Source organism: Lacrimispora brassicae (assembly GCF_054772055.1).
This window is the reverse complement of the sequence record NZ_BRYH01000003.1, coordinates 155,351-175,238: the sequence shown is the minus strand read 5'-3', so window position 1 is coordinate 175,238 and position 19,888 is coordinate 155,351. Positions and strand designations below refer to the sequence as shown.

The window sequence follows — 19,888 nt, the reverse complement described above, 5'->3', positions numbered from 1 at the left end:
AGAACTGGTTGTTAATCAGTTCCTATTTACTAAGTGCCTTATAAAGTTCAGTGTTCTCCTGAAAAAGTTTTGCTCTTTCTCCATAGGACATTTTTGCGAAGTCGGCTTTTGTGATACCTTTATTGGTGTTGTGGTTAGTTGGTCTATTTCCATTTTCAAGAAAGTAGCCGCCTATCGTTGTACCCACCTTTTCAATGACCTCATCTACATTGTCCCCTACATTCAGATACTGTGCTAATTCAGCCGGGAGATTCTTCTCCTTTAATTTGTCGGCAATCGTCATTGCTCTTTCCTTATTAGCAAGTTCCTTTTCCATGGCTTCGAGTGCAGATAAACGCTCCTCTAATGCCTTTTCAGTTTCAGATTTCTCGGCTGGCTTATATTTGGCAAGTTCATCATTAGCAGTCCTCAATTTAGTACTGTAATCAGTCCTTACCTTATCTGTCTCACTCTGTACGAGTTTCGTTACCTGTTCCATCTGTTCCTGTGATAATCCTTCAATATTCAATTCCATGTGGTGCTCCTTCCTTTGTTGTTGCATAACCGTTGCCCTAATTATATTAGTTCGCAGGTCTGCCCCAAATGATGTGTTTGATTGTTTCATATATGTAAATCACATTGTGGCGGTTCCGCCCTAAGGTGAATCTACGCAACTTTGTTGCAAATAAAAAAAGTATCCACCATTTTAGGGATACTATCTCTCGTTGTGGAACTCTGGTCCTTAACGAGGTTATGGGCCTAAGGTCCATAAGGTGCTCATACTCAAATTCTTATCTTCCTTCCATATAATACAGAATTTTAAAAATGCTGAAATACCTTATTTTACAAGGGATTTATAGATTTCTTGCTTTTTAAAGCTTGGTTCTACTTACTTAATTTTCTTTTATATTCACGTTTTATCCTCCAATAAAAGGCGGATTCTAAATGGTAATACTATCTTGTGTTTCCATACCTGATATATACATACATAAAAAATGCTATAAATGGCTTAACTACAAGGAAAAGTGGAGTTTTGGCTTCCGTTACATTTGCTTTTCTAATTGTGGTTGTACTTGTTCTTCCATATATGATATATACGTAGCTAAAAACTCTCGCAAATGGCTTAACTACAAGGAAAAGTGGGATTTTTCTAAATCAAACATCTTTATTCCTATGCTATTTTTTGTTTTCGCTGTCATACCACCGTGGAGCAACCCACATATATACTCTATACCATATAGGAAAATCTCAATTTGATTTATGACCCATAAAAATACTAAGATTATCAAGGGATATATGGGATTTTTATAAATTTCTGAATATATCCTAATTTCCTAAATGTTTTTATTTACCATAATTTTCGGAAGTCAATATCTTTGACTTTAGGATTTACCCCTTCCTATGTAACTTTAATTTAGCTCCACCATAGGCAGTGAAATCATGCCTCTATTTCCGAATTCACCTCTTTTTTTGTAATTTTTAACATGTGCCGAATCCGGCACATCTTCAGGTGCGATATGTGTTCTCCATATACACACAATTTTTAATGCGTTATTTACGGACTATTTTGTTTTTAGTATGTGAATTTAATCCGTAAATAACGAACGTTATTTGGAAATGAGGCTAAGTCTAACATTGGTGATTTCTTCGTTTCCTCATTAATTCCCTTTGATATTCTCGTTTCCAAGTCTTTCTGTATTTAGTTTCACAGTCATCACATCTTATTGTTTTAGTATTCAAAATATCCACTTCAATCCATTCTCCACAATCAATACATTGAATAAATTTTAATTACATTTTCACCCTTCCCCTTTATGTCATTATCTCGAAAATGTGTTTCTCTTCAAAATGGTCTAAAACCCTTGATTTTAATGGGTTTGCAAGAAAAGATAAGAATTTGAGTTACTACATTAATAAAAAACTATACAAAATTTCGCTTCTCTTCCTATGGCTCCCTTATTTTTAAAAGAGGAAAAATCACGGGAGTTACCCGTATAGCATATGGAAGTATCCCGTGTTTTTAGATGGGTCGGTTTTCTCAAAAAGTAACTTTTTTATGCTTCCCTTAATGAAACAAATTTTATTTCGTAAATAACGGACTATTTTATTTTAACGCATTATTTTTAGTCCGTTGTTTACGTTTTATTTTAGAGAGTTAAGATAAGTGGAATTCCCATATTTCCATCAGAATCCTTCTACAATCTCAATCTCCAAAGTTGACGCTGCATAAAGTCCATCTGCATCTACAAGGTTCAATGTAAATTTCTCTCCAATCAAGTTATCATCATCTATTTGCAATTTAATCTGATTTGTCTTTGGATAAGTGATGGTTATTTTGCTTAATGCGAATTCATTATTGGAGATGCTCCATACTGGCGTAACTCCCTCAACTGTATTACCATCTTTATCATTAAAGTATGCCGTATAACTTCTCGAATATCCGACCTTTAAATCGGTTCTACCGCTGATTAAAGATGTTCCTTCTACAACCGGAGTTATCTCACCGCTGATAGTAATATTTATATCATCAGATACATTCCCCTCTGCCCATGTTGCCGTAATCGTAACATTACCATTAGCAAGCATAGTCAGTAGACCAGACGCATTAACCGTTGCTATGGCTTCATCACTGGACACATATGTGAGTGTTGGATTAGATACTACCTCTCCATTTTTAACGGCTGTAAAGGATAATTGATATGTGCCATCATTAATATCCAATGTGGTAATTCCATCATAAGATAATGAATATTCATCTGGACTATCGGCTTCTCTACTCATATAGATATAAGCCAGATTATCATTATAAAAGTGGTTCTTTACCTCGTAAGTGCCGCCAAAGTTCCTATACTTCCCTTTCATGCTATCCACAATGTCATTTAAGCCAGTATAGACAATTACTGATCCATTGATGATACTAATGGTATTATTCTCTGTAACACTGTATCTATCGCTTGACACCACAAAGGGAATCACATGATATTTACCATTATAATTAATTGTTAAGGTGGTACTGCACTTCATAGCCATGGATGTATAATAGATATTACTCTCCTGTGAATCCTGGCTTACAACGAGGTAGTTCTCCCCTTTGAGTACGAATATCGTACCAATGGATATACCGCTGTCTTGTGCATAGAATAACCTTAATTTACCTTGTGGAGTTGTACCTCTATTCTCTCTACGAAAGAATACCTGATATGATTTTGATGTATCATAATAATCAGTTACAGTGATTCCTTCCTTTTGCATCGTGTTATCAAACTGACGCTGATTTATATTTTCAATATTCAATTGTTACTCCTTCCTTACCATATAGGAAAATCTCAATCTGTAAATGTGTTTCTAAAATGCCGAATAATTCGGTAGTTTTTAAGCTTTTTTTTAATATTAGCAAATCGAACATTTATAATTAGACCATCTTGCTCTAAAAACAATGTGGTAAATTTACCACAAGGTCAGTACGTTTTACCTCTCCATAGTACCTTTAATTTAGCTTTCATATGAGCTATAAAATCAGACCTTGATTTCCGAATTGTCAATAAAATCTGCGTAATAATACCAATGACAACACCACCAGAACGGTAATGCTGCCATTGGCTTGAAAGGAAAAGAATGAAAATAAATTATTCGCTTCTCATATCTATACTATAGTAAGGAAAACGGGCACACCCCTCTAAAAGCTAGTGTTTACAAGGGGTTTCGGGGGTTTTTAGAATCAAGATTTTCGATCTATAAGCGTCCAAAGTTTCTGATAGTATCTCTCTATCCTTTTGTGGAATATCTTGCTCTAATTGCCATTCTAGGGCTTCTATCGCCCGGTTTATCCGATATGGCGGAACCGCCACAAGGGTACTCATTCCTTCACAACTCTTAAGATTATACTCATGCATAATGGTTGCCCCTACCTCATCTGCACAACAGATTTATTCTGTTTCATATTGTCCAATGGGTTAAACTTCTCAAAGTCCATCTGAAGGTCTTGCCCAAACATATTCACATATTCCTTTGTGACAGTCAAATCACTATGACCTAATATTTTTTGTAGACGGAACATATCACCGTTGGCAAGTATCCATGATTTAGCAAATGTATGACGGAATAAATGGCAACTGGTCTTGTTCACGTTACGCTTAATATTATAGCGTCTGACTAACTGCTGATAAGTCCTCTCGCTTGCTTTCTCACCGTATTCATTGCAGAATAAATACTCGTCTGGTTCACCACCACGCACCAAAATATAATCCTGTAGTATTTGTGCGAGTGTATGTGAAAGCGGTATAATCTGCTGTCTACGGTTCTTTGTTCTACGTAGGGTAATTGTTCCACTCTGAAAGTTTAAATCGTCTATACGGACATCTAACGCTGTTGAGATACGGTTCCCAGTACCAAGCAGGTAGTTTTCAAATACCCACGTCTTATAAGTTGAAAATGAGCATGAATCTACATCTGGCTTTTGAAGTAAACGCTGTAGTTCTTCATCTGTATAGGTTTCCTTTATCTTCTTCTCCGCTTTAGTTAAACTGATCTTAAACGCAGGAATATAGTCACACTCCATACAGTAGTATAAAAATGCCCGTAGTGACCGCAAATAGGAATTAATGGTAATATCATTGGCTTGTGAATTTTCACGCAACCAAAGGATATACTCGTCCACTGTATCACTTGTAATAGTTGCAATAGGGGATTGATTGTCAATAAATTTGCAGAAAGGAACCATCTTCTTCTCATAGGAGATTATGGACAGTTCTGATAGATTTTTGATTTTACACTTCCTGATAAACAGGTCAAATGCTTCTTGAATTGTCGGAATTGTTTTTTTAGACATAGTAATCTTTTTCATAGGAATACCTTCTCTTTCTGTGATAGAACCACTTGTTAAAAGATGTAATAATCCTACGAACAAAAAAAAAAGATAACCCCTAAGAGTTATCCAAATTTCCTTTATTAATGCCCAAAGCCGGAATCGAACCAGCGACACGAGGATTTTCAGTCCTCTGCTCTACCAACTGAGCTATCTGGGCATAACCATCTGCAACACGGATAATTTTACAAGATTTCTTCCCTCTTGTCAAGATGAGTTTTCTAAATTATGTCAAAAAAACAAAATTCTCAATTAAATCATTCTTTTCTTCTCCATTCCCGAAACTCTGGCATCAAATGTTTGTCTGACACCCTATACAAATCAAAACATATCACATGCCTGCTCAAAGCTTACACACTTTGAATATCTCACATTCCACATTTTTTCATTATAATACTTGTATGATTGTTCCCCTGTCATATATTCATTATCAACCGTTGTATTGCAATACGCCGGAACTATGATTTCAAATCCAAGTTCAAAGCCACACTTTATTGTTGCATCAATACAATAATCGGTTTGCAAGCCTGCAATCATGATGGTATTTTCGTTTTTAGAGCGTAAGTATTCAGATAGTCCTGTATCCCTAAATGCACTGTTAAAATGTTTATCAAATATTTTTTCATCATTCATTGGCGAAAATTGCCCGAATATTTCAAATCCATTTACTCCCTTGGTCAATTCAAACCCATCATCGTGACGCACATAAATAATCTCAATGCCCTTATTTCTTGCTAAACCCAGTAATTGTTTTATGTTATTTACAAATGTTTCATATTGAAACAATTCATCTTTAACAATCATATCCTGTGTATCTACTACCAATAGTACCATTTTGATACCTCCTGCTTTTATACATGGAATGTAAAATAAACTTCCTCTAGGTCTGTATTCATTTGCCTGCAGAAGCGAAAGCTTATGATCATCAATAAACCGGATATGGCAGCTTACTCTATTGCAGTCCAGAGCAGTTGTCCGTTTTCAAAAGCCACTGCCATCCTCCCCGTATCCTTTAGCCAGGAAAGATAGGAACGAACGGTACTGCCGACAAGCGCATATTGCTCAAAGTTCATTTCCAGACCATAGTTAATGAAAAGCTGCTGTAAGACCTTTTCAAAGATCATTGGCTTTTTACAAATTTCAAGTATCCTATCTGCTATTTCATGAACCTTGTCAATGTTAAGCTGAGCCAGCGGAACGATGTTGTCTGTTGCTTCTGCGTGGGCAGGTACAAAAACCTTTGCATTTAGGGTCTTCACCATTTCCAAAGTGTCAAGGTAAGCGGATACATCATAGATAAACCCGATTTGGTACTTTTCCAATGTTTCTTTGCTTGATAAACAGTCTGCCAGATAAACCACGTGATCCATGTCTCTAAAGCCTACCATATCAAAGAAATGGCCGGGAAGGGGAATGAGGCTCATACCTTTTGGGAGAACATCTTCCGTAAGATATTCTGCGCTGCTTTCCTGGGCCATGAGGAATTTACGCCGCAAGTCCTTTGGCGGGAATCCGCCATACAAAAAAGACGGTTCAAGGAGCGTATGATTTGTAAAGTCGCATTCAATACCCGGAGCATAAATTCTGCATCCGGTTTGGCTTTGCAGATACTTATTGCCGCCAATATGATCGGCATTGGAATGAGTATTATATATCGCTGTTAACTGCCAGCTATTGGCATCCAGTATCTGCCTGACTTTTCGCCCGGCATCCTTATCACTTCCGCTGTCAATCAGGCATACCTCCCTATCGTTAAGCTTAACAATGCCGATCTTTGCCGGGCTTTGAACATAATAACTATTTGCGCTGACCTGATTTAACTCATACATTTGGGAAACCTCCAATCAGTAGAAATCCTTTTTTAGTGGATTATATAAATTCGCTTCGTTTCAATTTCCATTGATATCCAAAGATTATACCAGATTTTTCACTATATGTTCCACACAATTTTATAAACTTCGAAATAGATGCCCACTTCCCGTTTGGTTACCGTCTGCTTTTTATTCCTTTGAAAACGGCTTAGGCTTACCGGCCGTGGCGGTATAACCGACCCTTTCGTCTCCGGCAATAAAAGCAATATAAATATAATAAGAAATAATCCCGGTCACAGGAAGGGGAGCGCCGGGTACTCCCGGACAATCCTTCCCTTGCGCAGTGTGATCCTGTCTCCTTCTTCCACTTTTCCGCAAAGCAGAGGACTATGCACATCATATAATGCGGACTTCCTCTTCACTGCCTCCACGCTGTCATTGGCATAGCAATACTTACACCCGGCCAGACAGGTGTCATAGGTTCCCACTTCAACGCTTTCCAGACATCCGCATTCCATTCTCTGATTTTTATCCTTTCTCCGGCATACCGGACCGCCAATTAAATGTTCCGCCATAACAGGATCAATGCAGCTTCCCCGGGAAACTCCCACAGAGCTTAAGTCTGTTTTTTCCGCACAGGCTTCAATCCTGAGCCCGTAAGTGCCTGCAATCCCGGCCAGCCTTCCGCCCAGCTTCTTCATCCCTTCTTCATCCAATTCTTCTACCGGGATTCCCTTCATATTACGCTCTGTTTTTCCATACTTGTCCAGAAAACTGATCACTACCTTTTCCGCCAAACCGCAAACACTCCCGGCGATTTCCTCAAAGGCCCGCAAATGGTATTCCTCACTGTACCGGCTGTTAAGGAAGATAGGATCATACCGCCAGACCATACGGTCCTTTCCTACCTGTTCCGCCGTCTTTTTGAAAACATGGATCATACTCCTTTTATCCGGCAGCCCAGGCTCCACATCTTTCCCATATCCGGTCAGTGTAAATTGGATATAAAAAGGAATGTCTCCCAGCTCCCGGATCCGTTTCATCATTGGCTCCGGGTTTTTTGTCCAGAATACCATTAGCTCCACCTGATCCGGGGAAAGGCCGATCCGGCTGATCTGCCGGCTGTTCATAGGATTTCTTACATAAAGGTATCCTTCCTTCAGCCTGTCAAAAAACCAATCCGGGTAAAACTGCGGAATATCCGTCCGCCTGCTGACACTGAGTATCATACCATCCCGCTCCTGTCTCTTTTTCGTAAAATCATTATACGCCGCCAAAGAGCGTGCTTCAACCGTCTCTGACCATATTCTTTGATTTTGTTCATTAAAGCATATTTTGTTCAAAGTCATCTGATTTCTAACTGCAGCAATACAAAAGGTAACCAATCAGGGCAGACCGGACCGGGTGTAATCAGTCATTTTGCGGAATTCCCTTTAGCTTCGTCTTTTGGCTCTGTATTCTGCCGGTGTGATTCCCTCTAGAGCAGCGAAACGTTTGATAAAGTAACTGCAGGAATAATATCCAACCTGACAGCCGACTTCCCGGATTGTAAGATCACTTTCCAATAACAGCCGTTTGCTTTCGCTGATTCTCAAAAAGATCAGGTACTGGACAAAGTTCTGTCCGGTTTTTTTGCGGAACAGAGTGGAGAAATAGTTAGGGGTTAAGTTGTATAAAGAAGCTACCTTTTCCAGTCCCATGTCTTCACGGTAATGTTCGTGAATGTAATTCAGGACATTATCCAACACCAGGTCTTTGGGGATATGGGATTGCAGCAGGGTTTTTGCAGTGCAATCCAGTTCCTTTTCCAGTTCCGGGATCGTATTGGCTTCCAGGTTGTAAGCAGCAGTGATAAAGCGAAGGATGTTTTTTGTATAAGGACTTTGCTGTATGAAAAGCCGGTCCAGTGCTTTGACTATACCATTGTTTGTCAGGCAATACCGGGTGTAATCTTTGGCTGCATAGGCGCGGATATTATGCTGGCATAATCCGCATAATTTTTTTACCTCTTCATGGAGAACCGGCACCTGAAAGGTGCGCGGGTAGAAACGGGAAATGCCAACGGCAGGGAGCAGGAAACTGAAGCTGTTCCGGCGTTTTTGTTCGCCGGGCCAATCCCGGCTGTTTGCCAGTGGATTTGCTTCCAGAACCGTATGGCCGGTTAACTGTTTTAATACGTATGCTGTAATACTGTTGATACAGGCAGCGGGCTTCTCTTGGGAAAAAATAAAAATCCAGGTGCCCTGTTCCGTTCTGTGAATCAGATGGAGCGAATCGGATAGGCCTGAGGGCAATTGCCAACTGCTTACGGCTGTGTTGGGGGTATCGTCAGTTATAAACAGCGGATAACAGAGGGATGGAAAGATAAAGTCTGTTTGCTTCCCGGACATCATTTCGGCCACTTGAGCGGTAAGCAGATGAAGTTCCTTCTGATGTCTGGACGCAATTGCCTGCCTGGTGTTGTTTACAATCTCTTGCAACTCACTTTTTTTAACTGGTTTTAAAAGATAATCCTTAATTTCTAACCTAATTCCCTCCTGGGCGTATTTGAAGTCGCTGAAGCCGGACAGAACGTAGTAGTCAGTATGCGGTGCAATGTCCTTGGCCTGCCGGATAGCATTTAAGCCATCTAACAACGGCATCCGGATGTCCACAAGTGCAGCATCAATCGGAAATTCTTTCATGAGTTTCAGAAATTGCTCACCGTTGGAAGCCTCCAGGATATCTTCTTTTGCAACCCCTAAATCATATAAAAATGATATTAAAGAATAGCGAATCAGCGGTTCATCATCAGCGATCAAGAGTTTCATGATATCATTTCCTTTCTGACATTAATGGAGGAGGTCTTCCTTTGGCAAAGGGATGCAAAGGATTACAGCAGTTCCGGTATCAGGCTCACTTTGAATGATAAACGTACTGTCGGCAGAAAATGTAAGCAGCCGCTCTTTCACATTATTAAGCCCGATACTTTCATTCAACTGAAGGTCTTCCAAAGAAAAGCCCTGGCCGTCATCGGTAATGGATATTTCAACAGCCTGCCCCCGGTATTGGCAGCTAACTTGAATGGTGCAGACACGGCAGCAGGGTTCCAGGCCGTGGAGAATAGAATTTTCAACAATAGGCTGCAGAAGCAGTTTGGGAATATAGATATTGGCAGCATCTACGTCGGTGATAATCTGATAATTCAGCCGGTCGTTGAAGCGCAGCTTTTGCAAAGAGCAATATCCCCGGATAAAATGAAGTTCTGTCTCCAAAGAGATGATGGAAGGCGCCCGCAGGATATAGCGCAGCATTTCGGAAAGAGTAAACAGGGAATCTTCCAGTGACTGCCGTTCCCCCGCCTGGTTCAGGGCAATAAAACTGTTTAAAGTGTTAAATAAAAAATGCGGTTGTATCTGTGCCTGAAGAGCATTAAACTCCATCTCTTTTTGACGGATGGTCATGATATATTCCCGCTTGATTCTTTCGTCTAACTGCACAATCATAGTGTTTAATGAAGTGCCCAGATGATCCAGCTCCGTATCAGAATTGAAAGAATACCGCATACTTAAGTCCCCCTCCTGAACGCTTTTAAAAATCTCTTTCATCTTATCAACCGAAATAACCAGCCGTTTTGAAAGATGGATGTAGAATAAAAACGCAGTAATCAAGCCTATCAGATAGAGAATGACCGCCAGCAGGCAGATAATCCGGATGTTGGTATTGAGCTGGTCGGTAGACAAAAGAACCTTTACCTGCCAGGGATACTGACCGATGGGATAGGAATAGATATTCCAGGTTCCGTCATGAAGATGGATGGATTCTCCTTTCTTATAATTCAGGGCTAACACCTGGGGGTCTTTTGCCTTCAGTTTTTTATTGGAATAAATAATACTTTGCTGCTCATCCGTAATAATGATTTTAGAATCCACATGAAAATAAAAATCCTTAAAGCTTTTTTCAAAGATGGCGGCATTTACATCAATTTTAATAACATATAAAGGCGCCCGGGTTTCCAACACCACAATAGAACGAACTACAGAAATCACCTGATTGTCATATGAAGGAATGATATAATCCGGGTTGTGCGGACCGATGGTCAAAGCTCGTCCATCAGCGGACAAAGCCTGCTGATACCAGCTTTGATCTGCATAGCTGTAATCTTCTGCCAGCCGGGTGCGGTCCGAATGGTTAACGGTATAATAAATACACTGGTCGGGCGTTGTAATGAAGATTCCGTTGATGTCTTCTCTGGTATACCGGACAAAGCTTATATTGGAGTTTAAGTTTTGCTGTAAAGGGATTTTTTCCAGTATATCAATATCAGTATCATGAGTCATACTTTTCATTTTCAGATAGTAGTACAGATTATCATTATAATATGGCAGCAGGGTTACCTGCTCCAGTTCTGTCAAATAGGCAGATATATTGTGGGCAATGGCATTGACAGCAGAATCTAAAAGCCTGGATGTATCCTGCCGGTATTTCTGGGTATAGGTGATAGCGATAACGGCAGTTACCAGAACAAAAGGGATAAAGGTGCTGATTAAAAAATTACGCAGCAGTTTGATGGAAAAAGATTTACCCAGATGCATATTCCTTTTCTCCTTCCCGGTAGAAATTCATAGTTTCTTGTGCTTTGCAGACAGGAAAATTATACAATAAACATTGTAACAAAGGCAAGGACGGCAAGGGAAAAAGTAAAAATGAACAATCATTCCGGAAGAATGTGTTATGCAGGGAGACAGGAAACCGAATTATAATAAAACTACCAAAACCAATCTTAAAAGGAGGATATGAAATGAGAAAATGTAACAAGTGGTTATGGGCAGCACTGGCTGCCACAATGCTGTCAGCTATGGCAGGCGGCTGTGCCCCGTCACCAAAGGAAGAAACCAAGGCGGCAGAGGAGAACGGCTCCGAACCGGCCGCAACAGAAGGAAGCAGCCCGGAAGCATCGGGAAAAACCGGCTTGCAGGGAGAAATTGAGATTGTGACCAATGCCAATGAAGCGACTTATCAGGCCATCAATGGAATATTTCAAAAGTTCATGGAAGAAAATCCGGGAGTGACAATCAATTATACCACCCAGGAATCTGATTACGAACAGTTGATGAAAGCCCGGATGGCTTCGGCTGACTTGCCGGACATGTTTGCTACCCATGGCTGGTCGGTAGCTCGTTACAGTGAATACTTACGACCGTTAAATGACCAGCCCTGGTATGATACGGTTCAGGATTCATTTTTCAGTATCATCGAAAATGATAACAAGGAGATCTTTGTATTGCCGTTGAACATTGATCAGGGTGGTATCTTCTACAATAAAGGTTTGCTGAAAGAACTGGGTGCAGAGGTTCCGGCCACCTGGGATGAGTTTATGGCAATCTGCGAAATGGGCAGGGAAAAAGGTTATACCGGTGTCTTTGTAGCCGGGAAGGACAGCAGGCAGCCGGCCAATGTCCTGGATATTGCCGCCACCACCTTGCTTGCTTCTTGTGAGGACAAGGGCTATACCGGTCAGCTTGCTGGGGGAGGCTTTGACTGGAACAACTGGGCGCCGGTTTCTCAGCTTCTGGTGGATATGAAGGATAAAGGGTACTTAAATGTGGACAGCGTAACCTGTGACCCGGTGGATATCCCGGAGCGCCTGGCAGAAAATACGACTCTTTTCCTCATCAGTTCCACTCAGGATCTGATCCGGCTGGTAAAGGAGATCAATCCGGAGGCGGAGTATGGAATGGCCCCGATTCCGGCGCTGAACGGGAATTATGAGCCGGTATTTTGTGGCGGTGAACGAGAAGCCTATGGAATCTGGAAGAATACGGAGCATGAAGATATCTGCCTGGCGGTACTGGAGTACCTGGCAAAGCCGGAGCATGTAAAGCTGGTTTGCGAAGCCAGCGGTAAACTGCCGGCAATTAAGAATGTAACACCGGACTTGGGAACGGTTTCCGATGATTACAAGAAGTATGAAACAGTAGCAATGTATCCTTTCTTTGACCGGGTCTATCTGCCTAACGGCATGTGGAGTACATTAAAGACAATCGGTTCTGCACTAATAGCCGGTGAGATGACGGTGGAAGAAAGTGTTAAGGCGATGGAGACAGATTACAATACACTGAGAACACAATAAGGGATTGGAGATGAAATCATGGGAAAAAGGAGTTATATCAACCTGTTTTATCTGCCGGCGGTCTTACTGCTGATTATTTTTGTAGTATACCCACTGATAACCGGTATCCAGATATCCTTTACCAACTGGAACGGGTATTCGGCATCTTTTAAATATGTGGGCCTGGCAAATTATGAAAAGCTGTTTACTGACAAGATGTTCTGGACGGCATTTAAAAATACGCTGATATATGGTATTGGAAGCACTGCCATACAGACTTTGCTGGGGATTTTATATGCACTGCTTTTGCAGAAAAAATTTTTCGGACGAACTTTTTCCCGTGTGATCATCTACATGCCGGCGATGATTGCTTCCCTGATCATGGGATATATCTGCTACTTCCTGGTACAGTTTAAAAATGGTGCAATCAATGACATTGTCATGTTTCTTGGGGGTACACCGGTAGATTGGATGGCTAAGGGCAGCCGGGCGGTTTGGATCATCACATTGATCAATGCCTTACAGTTTGTGGGAAAAACAATGATTGTTATGATTGCCGGCTTACAGGGGATACCGGAATCCTATGAAGAGGCGGCGTCAATCGACGGAGCTTCCTATTTACAACGGCTGCATCATATCACATTGCCCCTGCTTTTACCGGCCATTACCACCAGTGTGGTTATCAATCTGATTGGCGGCCTGAAGCTTTTTGGCATTATTCTGGCAACTACATCCGGCGGTCCGGGATACTCCAGTCATTCGTTGTCAACCTTGATTAATTATCTCTATTTCCAGAACCAGAATGCCGGATATTCGGCAGCCGTAGGATTGTTCATGTTCGTTTTCATCATGTTCATCAGTACTTTTGTAAGAAGTTATCTGGAAAAAAAGGTGGAGGGACTCAGTTGATGAAAAAAAGACAGTTAAGATGGTTAAAGACCCTGGTGGCTTTACTGATTGTGGCGGTACATATGATGCCGTTGTATATTCTGGTCAATATGTCCCTTAAAAGTAAGATGGACGTAGGCTCCCGGTGGCAGCTTCCCCGGGAGCTGTATATTCAGAATTACTTCCATGCCATGGAGATTGGAAATTTGTTAAAAGCGCTTACTAATACCATGATTATTGTGGTTTTTGCTGTTATACTGATTGTTTTGGCCAGTGCCACAGCGGCATACCCGCTGGCCCGCAACGGGACAAAGGGGAACCGATGGATTCTGGCGTTCATTGTAGGCGTGATGATGGTGCCCCAGCTAAGTATTCTGGTACCGTTGTATAAGGAGATGGTCGCACTGAAAGGAATCAATACATACTGGGGTGTCATTGTGGTATCTGCCACCTTCAACCTGCCCATGGCAATTTATATGTATACCAATTTTATCTCCACGATTCCCCGGGAACTAGATGAGGCGGCGATGATTGACGGTTGTAATAAACTACAGGTGTTCAGACATATTATCCTGCCTTCTTTAAAATCAGTGACAGCCAGTGTGGTAATCTGGACCGCCGTAGGAGTGTGGAACGATTACCAGTTTCAGCTCTACTTCCTCCAGAAGCCGGCGTTAAAGACGATTACCCTGTCGATCTCATCCTTTTTCACTGACAGCAAGACCGATATGGGAGCCGCTGCAGCCGCTGCGGTCATCGTAGTATTGCCCCCGATCATCATGTACATTGCCTTACAGAAATATTTTGTCCGCGGCGTAATGGACAGTGCAGTAAAATAGAAAGGATGAAGATCAGAATATGACAGACATAAAAAATAGCTTAGAATATCTGTGCTCTTCCCGGTTTGGTAAAGTGATGGTGGCTTCCCACCGGGGAAAGTTCGGTGCCGGCGTGATAGAAAATACGGTTCTGGCATTTGAAACGGCAATCGGCCAGGGAGCTGATATGGTAGAAATGGATCTGATGATCACCAGAGATGGAACATTGGTGGGCCATCATGATAATACGTTACAGCGGCTGTTTGGGATAGCCGGGCGGCCGGAGGATCTGACCTATGAAGAACTGCAGCAGTTAAGTTTCAACAATTATTTTGCTGAGCCTTGTGCAGAAAAGCCGGAGACCTTTGATATGATCCTGGAAGCCTTAAAGGGCCGGACAATTCTGGTGTTGGATAAATGTTGGGATCACTGGGATCAGGTATACAGAAGCTTAAAGAAGATGGACATGACCGGGCAGACCGTGTTTAAGTTTTATATTGAGGACACAAAATCCCTGGCATGGGCCGGCAGTCATCCGGAGCTGATCTATATTCCCATGGTAGCTGATCCGGCCTGCATGACACAGGTGGAGTGGCTGCGGGAACGGGCGGCATTACCGGCAATCGAGATTCTGCCGCAAAAAGATACAGACCTGTTATTTCAAAAATCTTTTATCAGCGGGCTTCATGAAAAGGGAATAAAAGTCTGGTGCAATTCATTGAGTTTCAGCAAAGATCTGATTTTCGGGGCCGGTTATGATGATGTCAGGTCCATGCGCTATGGGGGCGACTGCGGCTGGGGGGTACAGATAGAGCGGGGCGTAGATATCCTCCAAACTGACTGGCCCTATGAATTAAAAAAATATTTAGGACCGGACGGCTTGCAGGGCGGTGATTGAGCTGCTCCGATATTTAAATCTGCTGACGATTTTATTAAGGATTCTGTTAGCCCTGGTAGTCGGAGGAATTATCGGATTGGAACGGGGCAGCAAGAACCAGCCGGCCGGCTTCAGAACTTATATGCTGGTATGCCTGGGGCTTGCTATTGGTATCGGTTTTTATGAGGGGGCAATATTGGCCGGGGGAGCTATCATGGCAGTGATGACCCTGCTTGCCAAGGTGGAGTACCGGGTCAAGGAAACGTCCAGATATTTTCGCCTCTATACGAATTTTTCCACCAGTGATGCCATGAACCAGTTTATTGATTATTGTAAGAGCTTAGGTATGACGGTAGTGGATATCCAAATATCCAAAGCCCAAAAGGGTGTGATGGCATTTATTACGTTGAAAAGTAATGGCAGATGTGTTCACTCGGAAATGGTTCAAAAAATGAGTGAGACAGCCGGGCTTAAGTACATTGGAGAGATATAATCAAGAGAAACTAATTCCAAATGCAACATTTTATAAGGCTGGCTGATGAAACAGAAGTTATACATTGGAAAAACTTGGCATAATGTTTCAGCTCCCATCTGGGAATTCTGATAAATGAAATGAAGCAGCTTTACATCCGCCTGCAATGATGCCTCATCTTTTATTAAAAGAAGATTGAAAAGAAGAATTTATGATTGGAGGATCCCCATGAAGAACGAACCTGTATTTTTAACCGACAAAAACCATAACGTCATTCTGGAAGCCATCACCGGAACTCCCAACGCCGCACTTCCGGACAGCTTAAAACCCTTTGAAGTATTAGAACCCAATACTTCTGACGGAGCCACAGAAAAGCATGTCCCTGTCATTGAAACAGACGGAAACCATGTGACCGTAAAGGTGGGAAGCGTGTTCCACCCCATGACAGAGGAGCACAGCATCGACTGGGTCTGTCTGAACACAACGGCAGGAAGCATCATGAGGGTAAGCTTAAGCCCGGACTGCGAACCGGTGGCCTGCTTTACACTGGAAAAAGGCGATTCCCCAAAAACCGCTTTCGCTTACTGCAATCTTCACGGATTCTGGAAAACAGAAGCATAATGAAAAAAGCCTTCTCAAAAGGCAGTCCTTGGTAAAACAATATCTGATTAAGAATGGCGCAGCGTAAAAACTACGCCATTCTTTCGTCTATTGATGTGTTCAGATGTACGAAACTCTGGCCAACCTCATAAGCCACTCAAAACGATGCAGGATAGCCGGAAGACCCAAATAATACACAGGGAAAAAAACCACATATTCATTTGGGTCAGCATAAAGAGAGTTTCCGGTACCTGTAAAAAAATCATATTGCTTACTCTTTTATACGCGCTTTTATTTGTTTATACTCTCCAGCGCTTACCAATCTATATCAGCCCGGACAAGGTTTCACTTTGCGCCAGTTTCGTGTATTGGATGCTTTTATTCCATAATTCAGAAGTGTTTTCAGTGTTATAGGATAATGGTGAGGACTTTCGTTCAACGCCCCTGTCAAAATACTTTCCTGTCACCTGTTGGTATTGAGATTCTGTCATCATTTCCGACATAGCCATTGCGGATCGTTCCAGAGACCCAATCCTGTCGGATACGCTGTTTAGAAAATCTTCCGTAAAGCGTGCTTTGGGCGCGAAATTTGTATCCGTCATTAAACCGGGATTAAATGCGTTTACTGTGATACCGGAACTTGCCTCCTTTAATTTTTTGTCCAGTTCATAAGTGAAATATAAATTACACAGCTTTGAAAAAGAATACCGGTTAAAAGCGGTCTTGTCCTCCGGGTAAGCGAGAGCGTCGGTTCCCTGCCAGACAAGTTCACCTCCCGGCGGGTTGTGCATATCACTGCTTACGATCACTATACGGCCATCTTGGGACATATAAGGAAGCATCAAATGAGTGAGCAGGAAATGACCCAAATGGTTTGTCTGAAACACAATGTCAAATCCGTCACAAGTTATTCCGGTATGCATACCGTTTATGCCGGCATTACAGATAATGCCATAAAGCGGCGAAAAATTTCGGTTTTTAAACTGCTGGGCAAATTCCCTCACCGACTCCATCGATGCAACATCTAAAACCATCGAATAAATGTTGGGATTACCCGTATTTTCAATCAATTGATTCTTTGCTTTCTCCGCCTTTTCTCCATTACGGCAGGCAAGCACAATTGCATAATCATGAGATTTTTGAGCAATATTCTCAGCGCACAAATACCCTAATCCTGAATTCGCGCCTGTAATAACAATGGTCCTTTTATGATTCATATACAATCCTCCCGATCCATATTGTAATAGTAATAACAGTTGTCATCACCTTTATAGTTCATTTCATGGAAACCTTCCTCTGTCAAAGACATCCAGCGCGGATAGGACCGTTTCGGTTGTCTTTGTCCTGTTTGTTGATTGTCTGCCATTCTTACCTCCTCTTCCCTTTTATCATATACTGTATTTGTTTTTGGAAACAGCACACGGATTTCCGAGTTTCTCCCTGTCCGCCTATAGGGAAGGAATCCTTTCTTTCTACTAATAGAATACGATTACCGCCGTTTATTCCTCATGGAATTAGAAACTTGCTTTTCATAACAGCAACAAGCTTATCTGCAAACAGATAAACATCATCCTGATCAATAACAGCCGTATATTCCGAACTAAGCAACTGGCAAAGCAGAAGCCTGTAGTATTCCTTGATTATGACAGACAACGAAGTTTGATGCATGTTAAGATAGCTTGAGTTAATAATGGCGGGAAGTGTTCTTTTTATCTGTTCAACAACAATGTCAATGGATACGCTTTTACAGAAGCCCGCTTTGGCGGCACACTTATAAAACGCAATAAACCGTGTTTGAACGGATTCTAAGGCACTTAGATAATCGGAATAAATTTCAGGAAATTTGTTCTTCAAATCCGAAAGAAATTTGGAGCTGGAAGAGGCTGTAGCAAGCACCGCCTTAAAATAACCAACAGATATACTATCAAGCACACCGCCGATACTGTCGTCGGTTGTGAACTTAACTGAGTCAAAATGAGAAATTAGCTCATCAACCATATCCCGCACAATATCTTCTTTGCTCTTAAAATATTTATAAAGGGTTGCTTTGCTTAGCTTCGTACGCTTTGCCACCTCATCCATTGAGATTCCATCAAAGCCATGCTCGGCAAATAGATAAAATATTTTATTGGTTAGTTCAATCTTTTCTTTGTCAGTAATTGGTAGTGGCATATCATGTCTCCATTTTTTTATTTGCCCTAAGGCATATTATTGCTTGACGGCCCCTGCATTGGCCTGTATACTAAATTTCATTATATAGTTTAAACCAATAATAGCATTATAGTTTTTATCTGTCAATGGAGAGACCAATGAATGGCATCAAAATTTTGATATGTTTTATTGCAAGGCTTGAAAAATCAAAAATTTAAATGTGTTAAAAATTTCACCGGAGCAATCGTTATTATTGCTATTTTATGTACACATATATCTTATATAATGGAGGTTATGGGATGTCAATTGAAATTAGAAATATCAGAATTTATGACAGTAAGAGAATATCTGAACCAACAACAATCGTTATTGAAAATGGAAGAATCTCTGAAAAGACGACAGGTGATCGTGTGATTGATGGAAATGGCGGCACATTGTTACCTGGACTTATTGACGCACATGTTCATTTGGACGGACTACAAAATTTGCAGGAAGCTGCAAAGTACGGCATAACCACAATGGTAGATATGAGTCCGGCGTCTAAAGAACTGGCAGATAGCCTTAGAAACCAGCCTGGATTATCGGATATAATAACAAGCTATAGCCCGGCAATTTACCCTATTCACAATCCCGGGCAATATGTATTGGACAGGATTTCGCAAGGAGCGGAATTTATCAAAATAGTGATCGAAGATCCCCCGCACTTAGCGCAGAAAGCATTAGACCAGGATACGATTTCTTCGATTGTCACGGCGGCACATAAGCATAACCGTATTGCTGTAGCACATGCTGCAACAATAAATACATACCAACAGGCAATTAATGCCGGAGTAGATGTTATTACCCACATACCTATGACGGAGGTAATTCCGGAATCAATGATTGATGTTATCGCCAAAAATGGAGTTATCATTATTCCTACCATGAAAATGATGAAGGAAATGATCAAGAACTTTAAGGTTCGTATGCCGGAAGTAAAAGCATTTGACTTTAGATATGTTGAACAAACAGTATCTGCAATGATAAAAGCCGGGATTACCATTGTTGCCGGAACAGATGCGAACTTAGCGCCTTTTGCACCCGCCAATTTCATCCATGGCAAATGTCTGCATGAGGAATTGGAGATGTATGCAACGGCCGGGATGACCCCTGCTGATGTGATAGAAAGTGCAACAAATACAGCGGCAAACGTATTCGGGCTAACCGATAGAGGAACCATAGCAGCCGGGCAGAGAGCTGACTTGATTTTGGTTGATGGCGACCCAACGGCTGATATAAAGGTTCTCAGAAACATTAAAAAGGTGTGGATTAATGGCGTAGAATCAAAATAATTATAT

Annotated in this window: 18 protein-coding genes and 1 tRNA gene; 7 read left to right on the top strand and 12 right to left on the bottom strand. The window is 41.5% G+C overall.

Annotated features, from left to right (window positions below; genetic code table 11):
• Positions 1-22: 22 nt before the first annotated feature.
• The 9 genes from ACYVD3_RS02100 to ACYVD3_RS02060 all read right to left on the bottom strand — a co-directional run bounded on the left by ACYVD3_RS02100 (position 23) and on the right by ACYVD3_RS02060 (position 11,228).
• Positions 23-514, bottom strand: a complete 492-nt coding sequence (locus ACYVD3_RS02100; RefSeq protein ID WP_460640850.1) for a capsid assembly scaffolding protein Gp46 family protein — start codon at positions 512-514, stop codon at positions 23-25.
• A gap of 1,649 nt (positions 515-2,163) precedes the next feature.
• Positions 2,164-3,273 carry an Ig-like domain-containing protein gene (locus ACYVD3_RS02095; protein ID WP_460640849.1) on the bottom strand — a complete coding sequence of 370 codons (1,110 nt, stop codon included), beginning with the start codon at positions 3,271-3,273 and terminating at the stop codon, positions 2,164-2,166.
• Positions 3,274-3,883: 610 nt separating this feature from the next.
• The gene (locus ACYVD3_RS02090) at positions 3,884-4,822 is read right to left on the bottom strand and encodes a tyrosine-type recombinase/integrase (protein ID WP_460640848.1); all 939 of its coding nucleotides are present in this window, start codon (positions 4,820-4,822) and stop codon (positions 3,884-3,886) included.
• A 108-nt stretch (positions 4,823-4,930) separates the two neighbouring features.
• Positions 4,931-5,003, bottom strand: a tRNA-Phe gene (locus tag ACYVD3_RS02085).
• 161 nt (positions 5,004-5,164) lie between these two features.
• Positions 5,165-5,677, bottom strand: coding sequence for a cysteine hydrolase family protein (locus ACYVD3_RS02080; protein ID WP_460640847.1), 513 nt, complete (start codon positions 5,675-5,677; stop codon positions 5,165-5,167).
• A 113-nt stretch (positions 5,678-5,790) separates the two neighbouring features.
• Entirely contained in the window at positions 5,791-6,672 is an 882-nt protein-coding gene (locus ACYVD3_RS02075; protein ID WP_460640846.1) for an MBL fold metallo-hydrolase, read from the bottom strand.
• 275 nt (positions 6,673-6,947) lie between these two features.
• Entirely contained in the window at positions 6,948-7,883 is a 936-nt protein-coding gene (locus ACYVD3_RS02070; RefSeq protein ID WP_460640845.1) for a DUF1848 domain-containing protein, read from the bottom strand.
• 204 nt (positions 7,884-8,087) lie between these two features.
• Positions 8,088-9,464, bottom strand: a complete 1,377-nt coding sequence (locus tag ACYVD3_RS02065) for a response regulator transcription factor (RefSeq protein ID WP_460640844.1) — start codon at positions 9,462-9,464, stop codon at positions 8,088-8,090.
• Between the two features lie 21 nt (positions 9,465-9,485).
• Positions 9,486-11,228, bottom strand: a complete 1,743-nt coding sequence (locus ACYVD3_RS02060) for a cache domain-containing sensor histidine kinase (protein ID WP_460640843.1) — start codon at positions 11,226-11,228, stop codon at positions 9,486-9,488.
• A gap of 206 nt (positions 11,229-11,434) precedes the next feature.
• On the opposite strand from ACYVD3_RS02060, the gene ACYVD3_RS02055 reads away from it, so the two are divergent.
• From ACYVD3_RS02055 to ACYVD3_RS02030, 6 genes are all read left to right on the top strand, one after another.
• Entirely contained in the window at positions 11,435-12,766 is a 1,332-nt protein-coding gene (locus ACYVD3_RS02055; RefSeq protein ID WP_460640842.1) for an ABC transporter substrate-binding protein, read from the top strand.
• An 18-nt stretch (positions 12,767-12,784) separates the two neighbouring features.
• Positions 12,785-13,654 (top strand): carbohydrate ABC transporter permease, encoded by an 870-nt coding sequence (locus tag ACYVD3_RS02050; RefSeq protein ID WP_460640841.1) that lies wholly within the window; start codon positions 12,785-12,787, stop codon positions 13,652-13,654.
• Positions 13,654-14,472, top strand: coding sequence for a carbohydrate ABC transporter permease (locus ACYVD3_RS02045; RefSeq protein ID WP_460640840.1), 819 nt, complete (start codon positions 13,654-13,656; stop codon positions 14,470-14,472). Before ACYVD3_RS02050 ends, ACYVD3_RS02045 begins: the two co-directional genes overlap by 1 nt.
• Positions 14,473-14,491: 19 nt before the next feature.
• Complete coding sequence (locus ACYVD3_RS02040; protein ID WP_460640839.1) at positions 14,492-15,349, top strand: glycerophosphodiester phosphodiesterase family protein; 858 nt, start codon at positions 14,492-14,494, stop codon at positions 15,347-15,349.
• Entirely contained in the window at positions 15,342-15,821 is a 480-nt protein-coding gene (locus ACYVD3_RS02035) for an MgtC/SapB family protein (RefSeq protein ID WP_460640838.1), read from the top strand. Before ACYVD3_RS02040 ends, ACYVD3_RS02035 begins: the two co-directional genes overlap by 8 nt.
• A gap of 207 nt (positions 15,822-16,028) precedes the next feature.
• Positions 16,029-16,421: a desulfoferrodoxin family protein gene (locus tag ACYVD3_RS02030; protein WP_460640837.1), complete on the top strand. Its 393-nt coding sequence runs from the start codon at positions 16,029-16,031 to the stop codon at positions 16,419-16,421.
• Between the two features lie 302 nt (positions 16,422-16,723).
• Here ACYVD3_RS02030 and ACYVD3_RS02025 read toward each other — a convergent pair whose 3' ends face one another.
• The 3 genes from ACYVD3_RS02025 to ACYVD3_RS02015 form a co-directional block, all read right to left on the bottom strand.
• Entirely contained in the window at positions 16,724-17,617 is an 894-nt protein-coding gene (locus ACYVD3_RS02025; RefSeq protein ID WP_460640836.1) for an SDR family NAD(P)-dependent oxidoreductase, read from the bottom strand.
• Positions 17,614-17,766 (bottom strand): hypothetical protein, encoded by a 153-nt coding sequence (locus ACYVD3_RS02020; RefSeq protein ID WP_460640835.1) that lies wholly within the window; start codon positions 17,764-17,766, stop codon positions 17,614-17,616. The genes ACYVD3_RS02025 and ACYVD3_RS02020 overlap by 4 nt, the downstream gene beginning before the upstream one ends.
• A 140-nt stretch (positions 17,767-17,906) precedes the next feature.
• Entirely contained in the window at positions 17,907-18,572 is a 666-nt protein-coding gene (locus tag ACYVD3_RS02015; RefSeq protein WP_460640834.1) for a TetR/AcrR family transcriptional regulator, read from the bottom strand.
• A 278-nt stretch (positions 18,573-18,850) separates the two neighbouring features.
• Between ACYVD3_RS02015 and ACYVD3_RS02010 the strand changes: the two genes are divergently transcribed.
• A complete protein-coding gene (locus tag ACYVD3_RS02010) occupies positions 18,851-19,882 on the top strand; it encodes an amidohydrolase family protein (protein WP_460640833.1) in 1,032 nt (343 codons plus the stop codon).
• The last annotated feature ends 6 nt before the right edge of the window (positions 19,883-19,888 follow it).

What these genes read in the sequence shown, in the direction of transcription:
- ACYVD3_RS02015 (WP_460640834.1), bottom strand. Translation starts at nt 18,572, where the DNA reads ATGCCACTACCAATTACTGACAAAGAAAAGATTGAACTAACCAATAAA.
- ACYVD3_RS02020 (WP_460640835.1), bottom strand. Translation starts at nt 17,766, where the DNA reads ATGGCAGACAATCAACAAACAGGACAAAGACAACCGAAACGGTCCTAT.
- ACYVD3_RS02045 (WP_460640840.1), top strand. Translation starts at nt 13,654, where the DNA reads ATGAAAAAAAGACAGTTAAGATGGTTAAAGACCCTGGTGGCTTTACTG.
- ACYVD3_RS02065 (WP_460640844.1), bottom strand. Translation starts at nt 9,464, where the DNA reads ATGAAACTCTTGATCGCTGATGATGAACCGCTGATTCGCTATTCTTTA.
- ACYVD3_RS02080 (WP_460640847.1), bottom strand. Translation starts at nt 5,677, where the DNA reads ATGGTACTATTGGTAGTAGATACACAGGATATGATTGTTAAAGATGAA.
- ACYVD3_RS02060 (WP_460640843.1), bottom strand. Translation starts at nt 11,228, where the DNA reads ATGCATCTGGGTAAATCTTTTTCCATCAAACTGCTGCGTAATTTTTTA.
- ACYVD3_RS02055 (WP_460640842.1), top strand. Translation starts at nt 11,435, where the DNA reads ATGAGAAAATGTAACAAGTGGTTATGGGCAGCACTGGCTGCCACAATG.
- ACYVD3_RS02075 (WP_460640846.1), bottom strand. Translation starts at nt 6,672, where the DNA reads ATGTATGAGTTAAATCAGGTCAGCGCAAATAGTTATTATGTTCAAAGC.
- ACYVD3_RS02010 (WP_460640833.1), top strand. Translation starts at nt 18,851, where the DNA reads ATGTCAATTGAAATTAGAAATATCAGAATTTATGACAGTAAGAGAATA.
- ACYVD3_RS02050 (WP_460640841.1), top strand. Translation starts at nt 12,785, where the DNA reads ATGGGAAAAAGGAGTTATATCAACCTGTTTTATCTGCCGGCGGTCTTA.
- ACYVD3_RS02030 (WP_460640837.1), top strand. Translation starts at nt 16,029, where the DNA reads ATGAAGAACGAACCTGTATTTTTAACCGACAAAAACCATAACGTCATT.
- ACYVD3_RS02090 (WP_460640848.1), bottom strand. Translation starts at nt 4,822, where the DNA reads ATGAAAAAGATTACTATGTCTAAAAAAACAATTCCGACAATTCAAGAA.
- ACYVD3_RS02040 (WP_460640839.1), top strand. Translation starts at nt 14,492, where the DNA reads ATGACAGACATAAAAAATAGCTTAGAATATCTGTGCTCTTCCCGGTTT.
- ACYVD3_RS02100 (WP_460640850.1), bottom strand. Translation starts at nt 514, where the DNA reads ATGGAATTGAATATTGAAGGATTATCACAGGAACAGATGGAACAGGTA.
- ACYVD3_RS02070 (WP_460640845.1), bottom strand. Translation starts at nt 7,883, where the DNA reads ATGATACTCAGTGTCAGCAGGCGGACGGATATTCCGCAGTTTTACCCG.
- ACYVD3_RS02025 (WP_460640836.1), bottom strand. Translation starts at nt 17,617, where the DNA reads ATGAATCATAAAAGGACCATTGTTATTACAGGCGCGAATTCAGGATTA.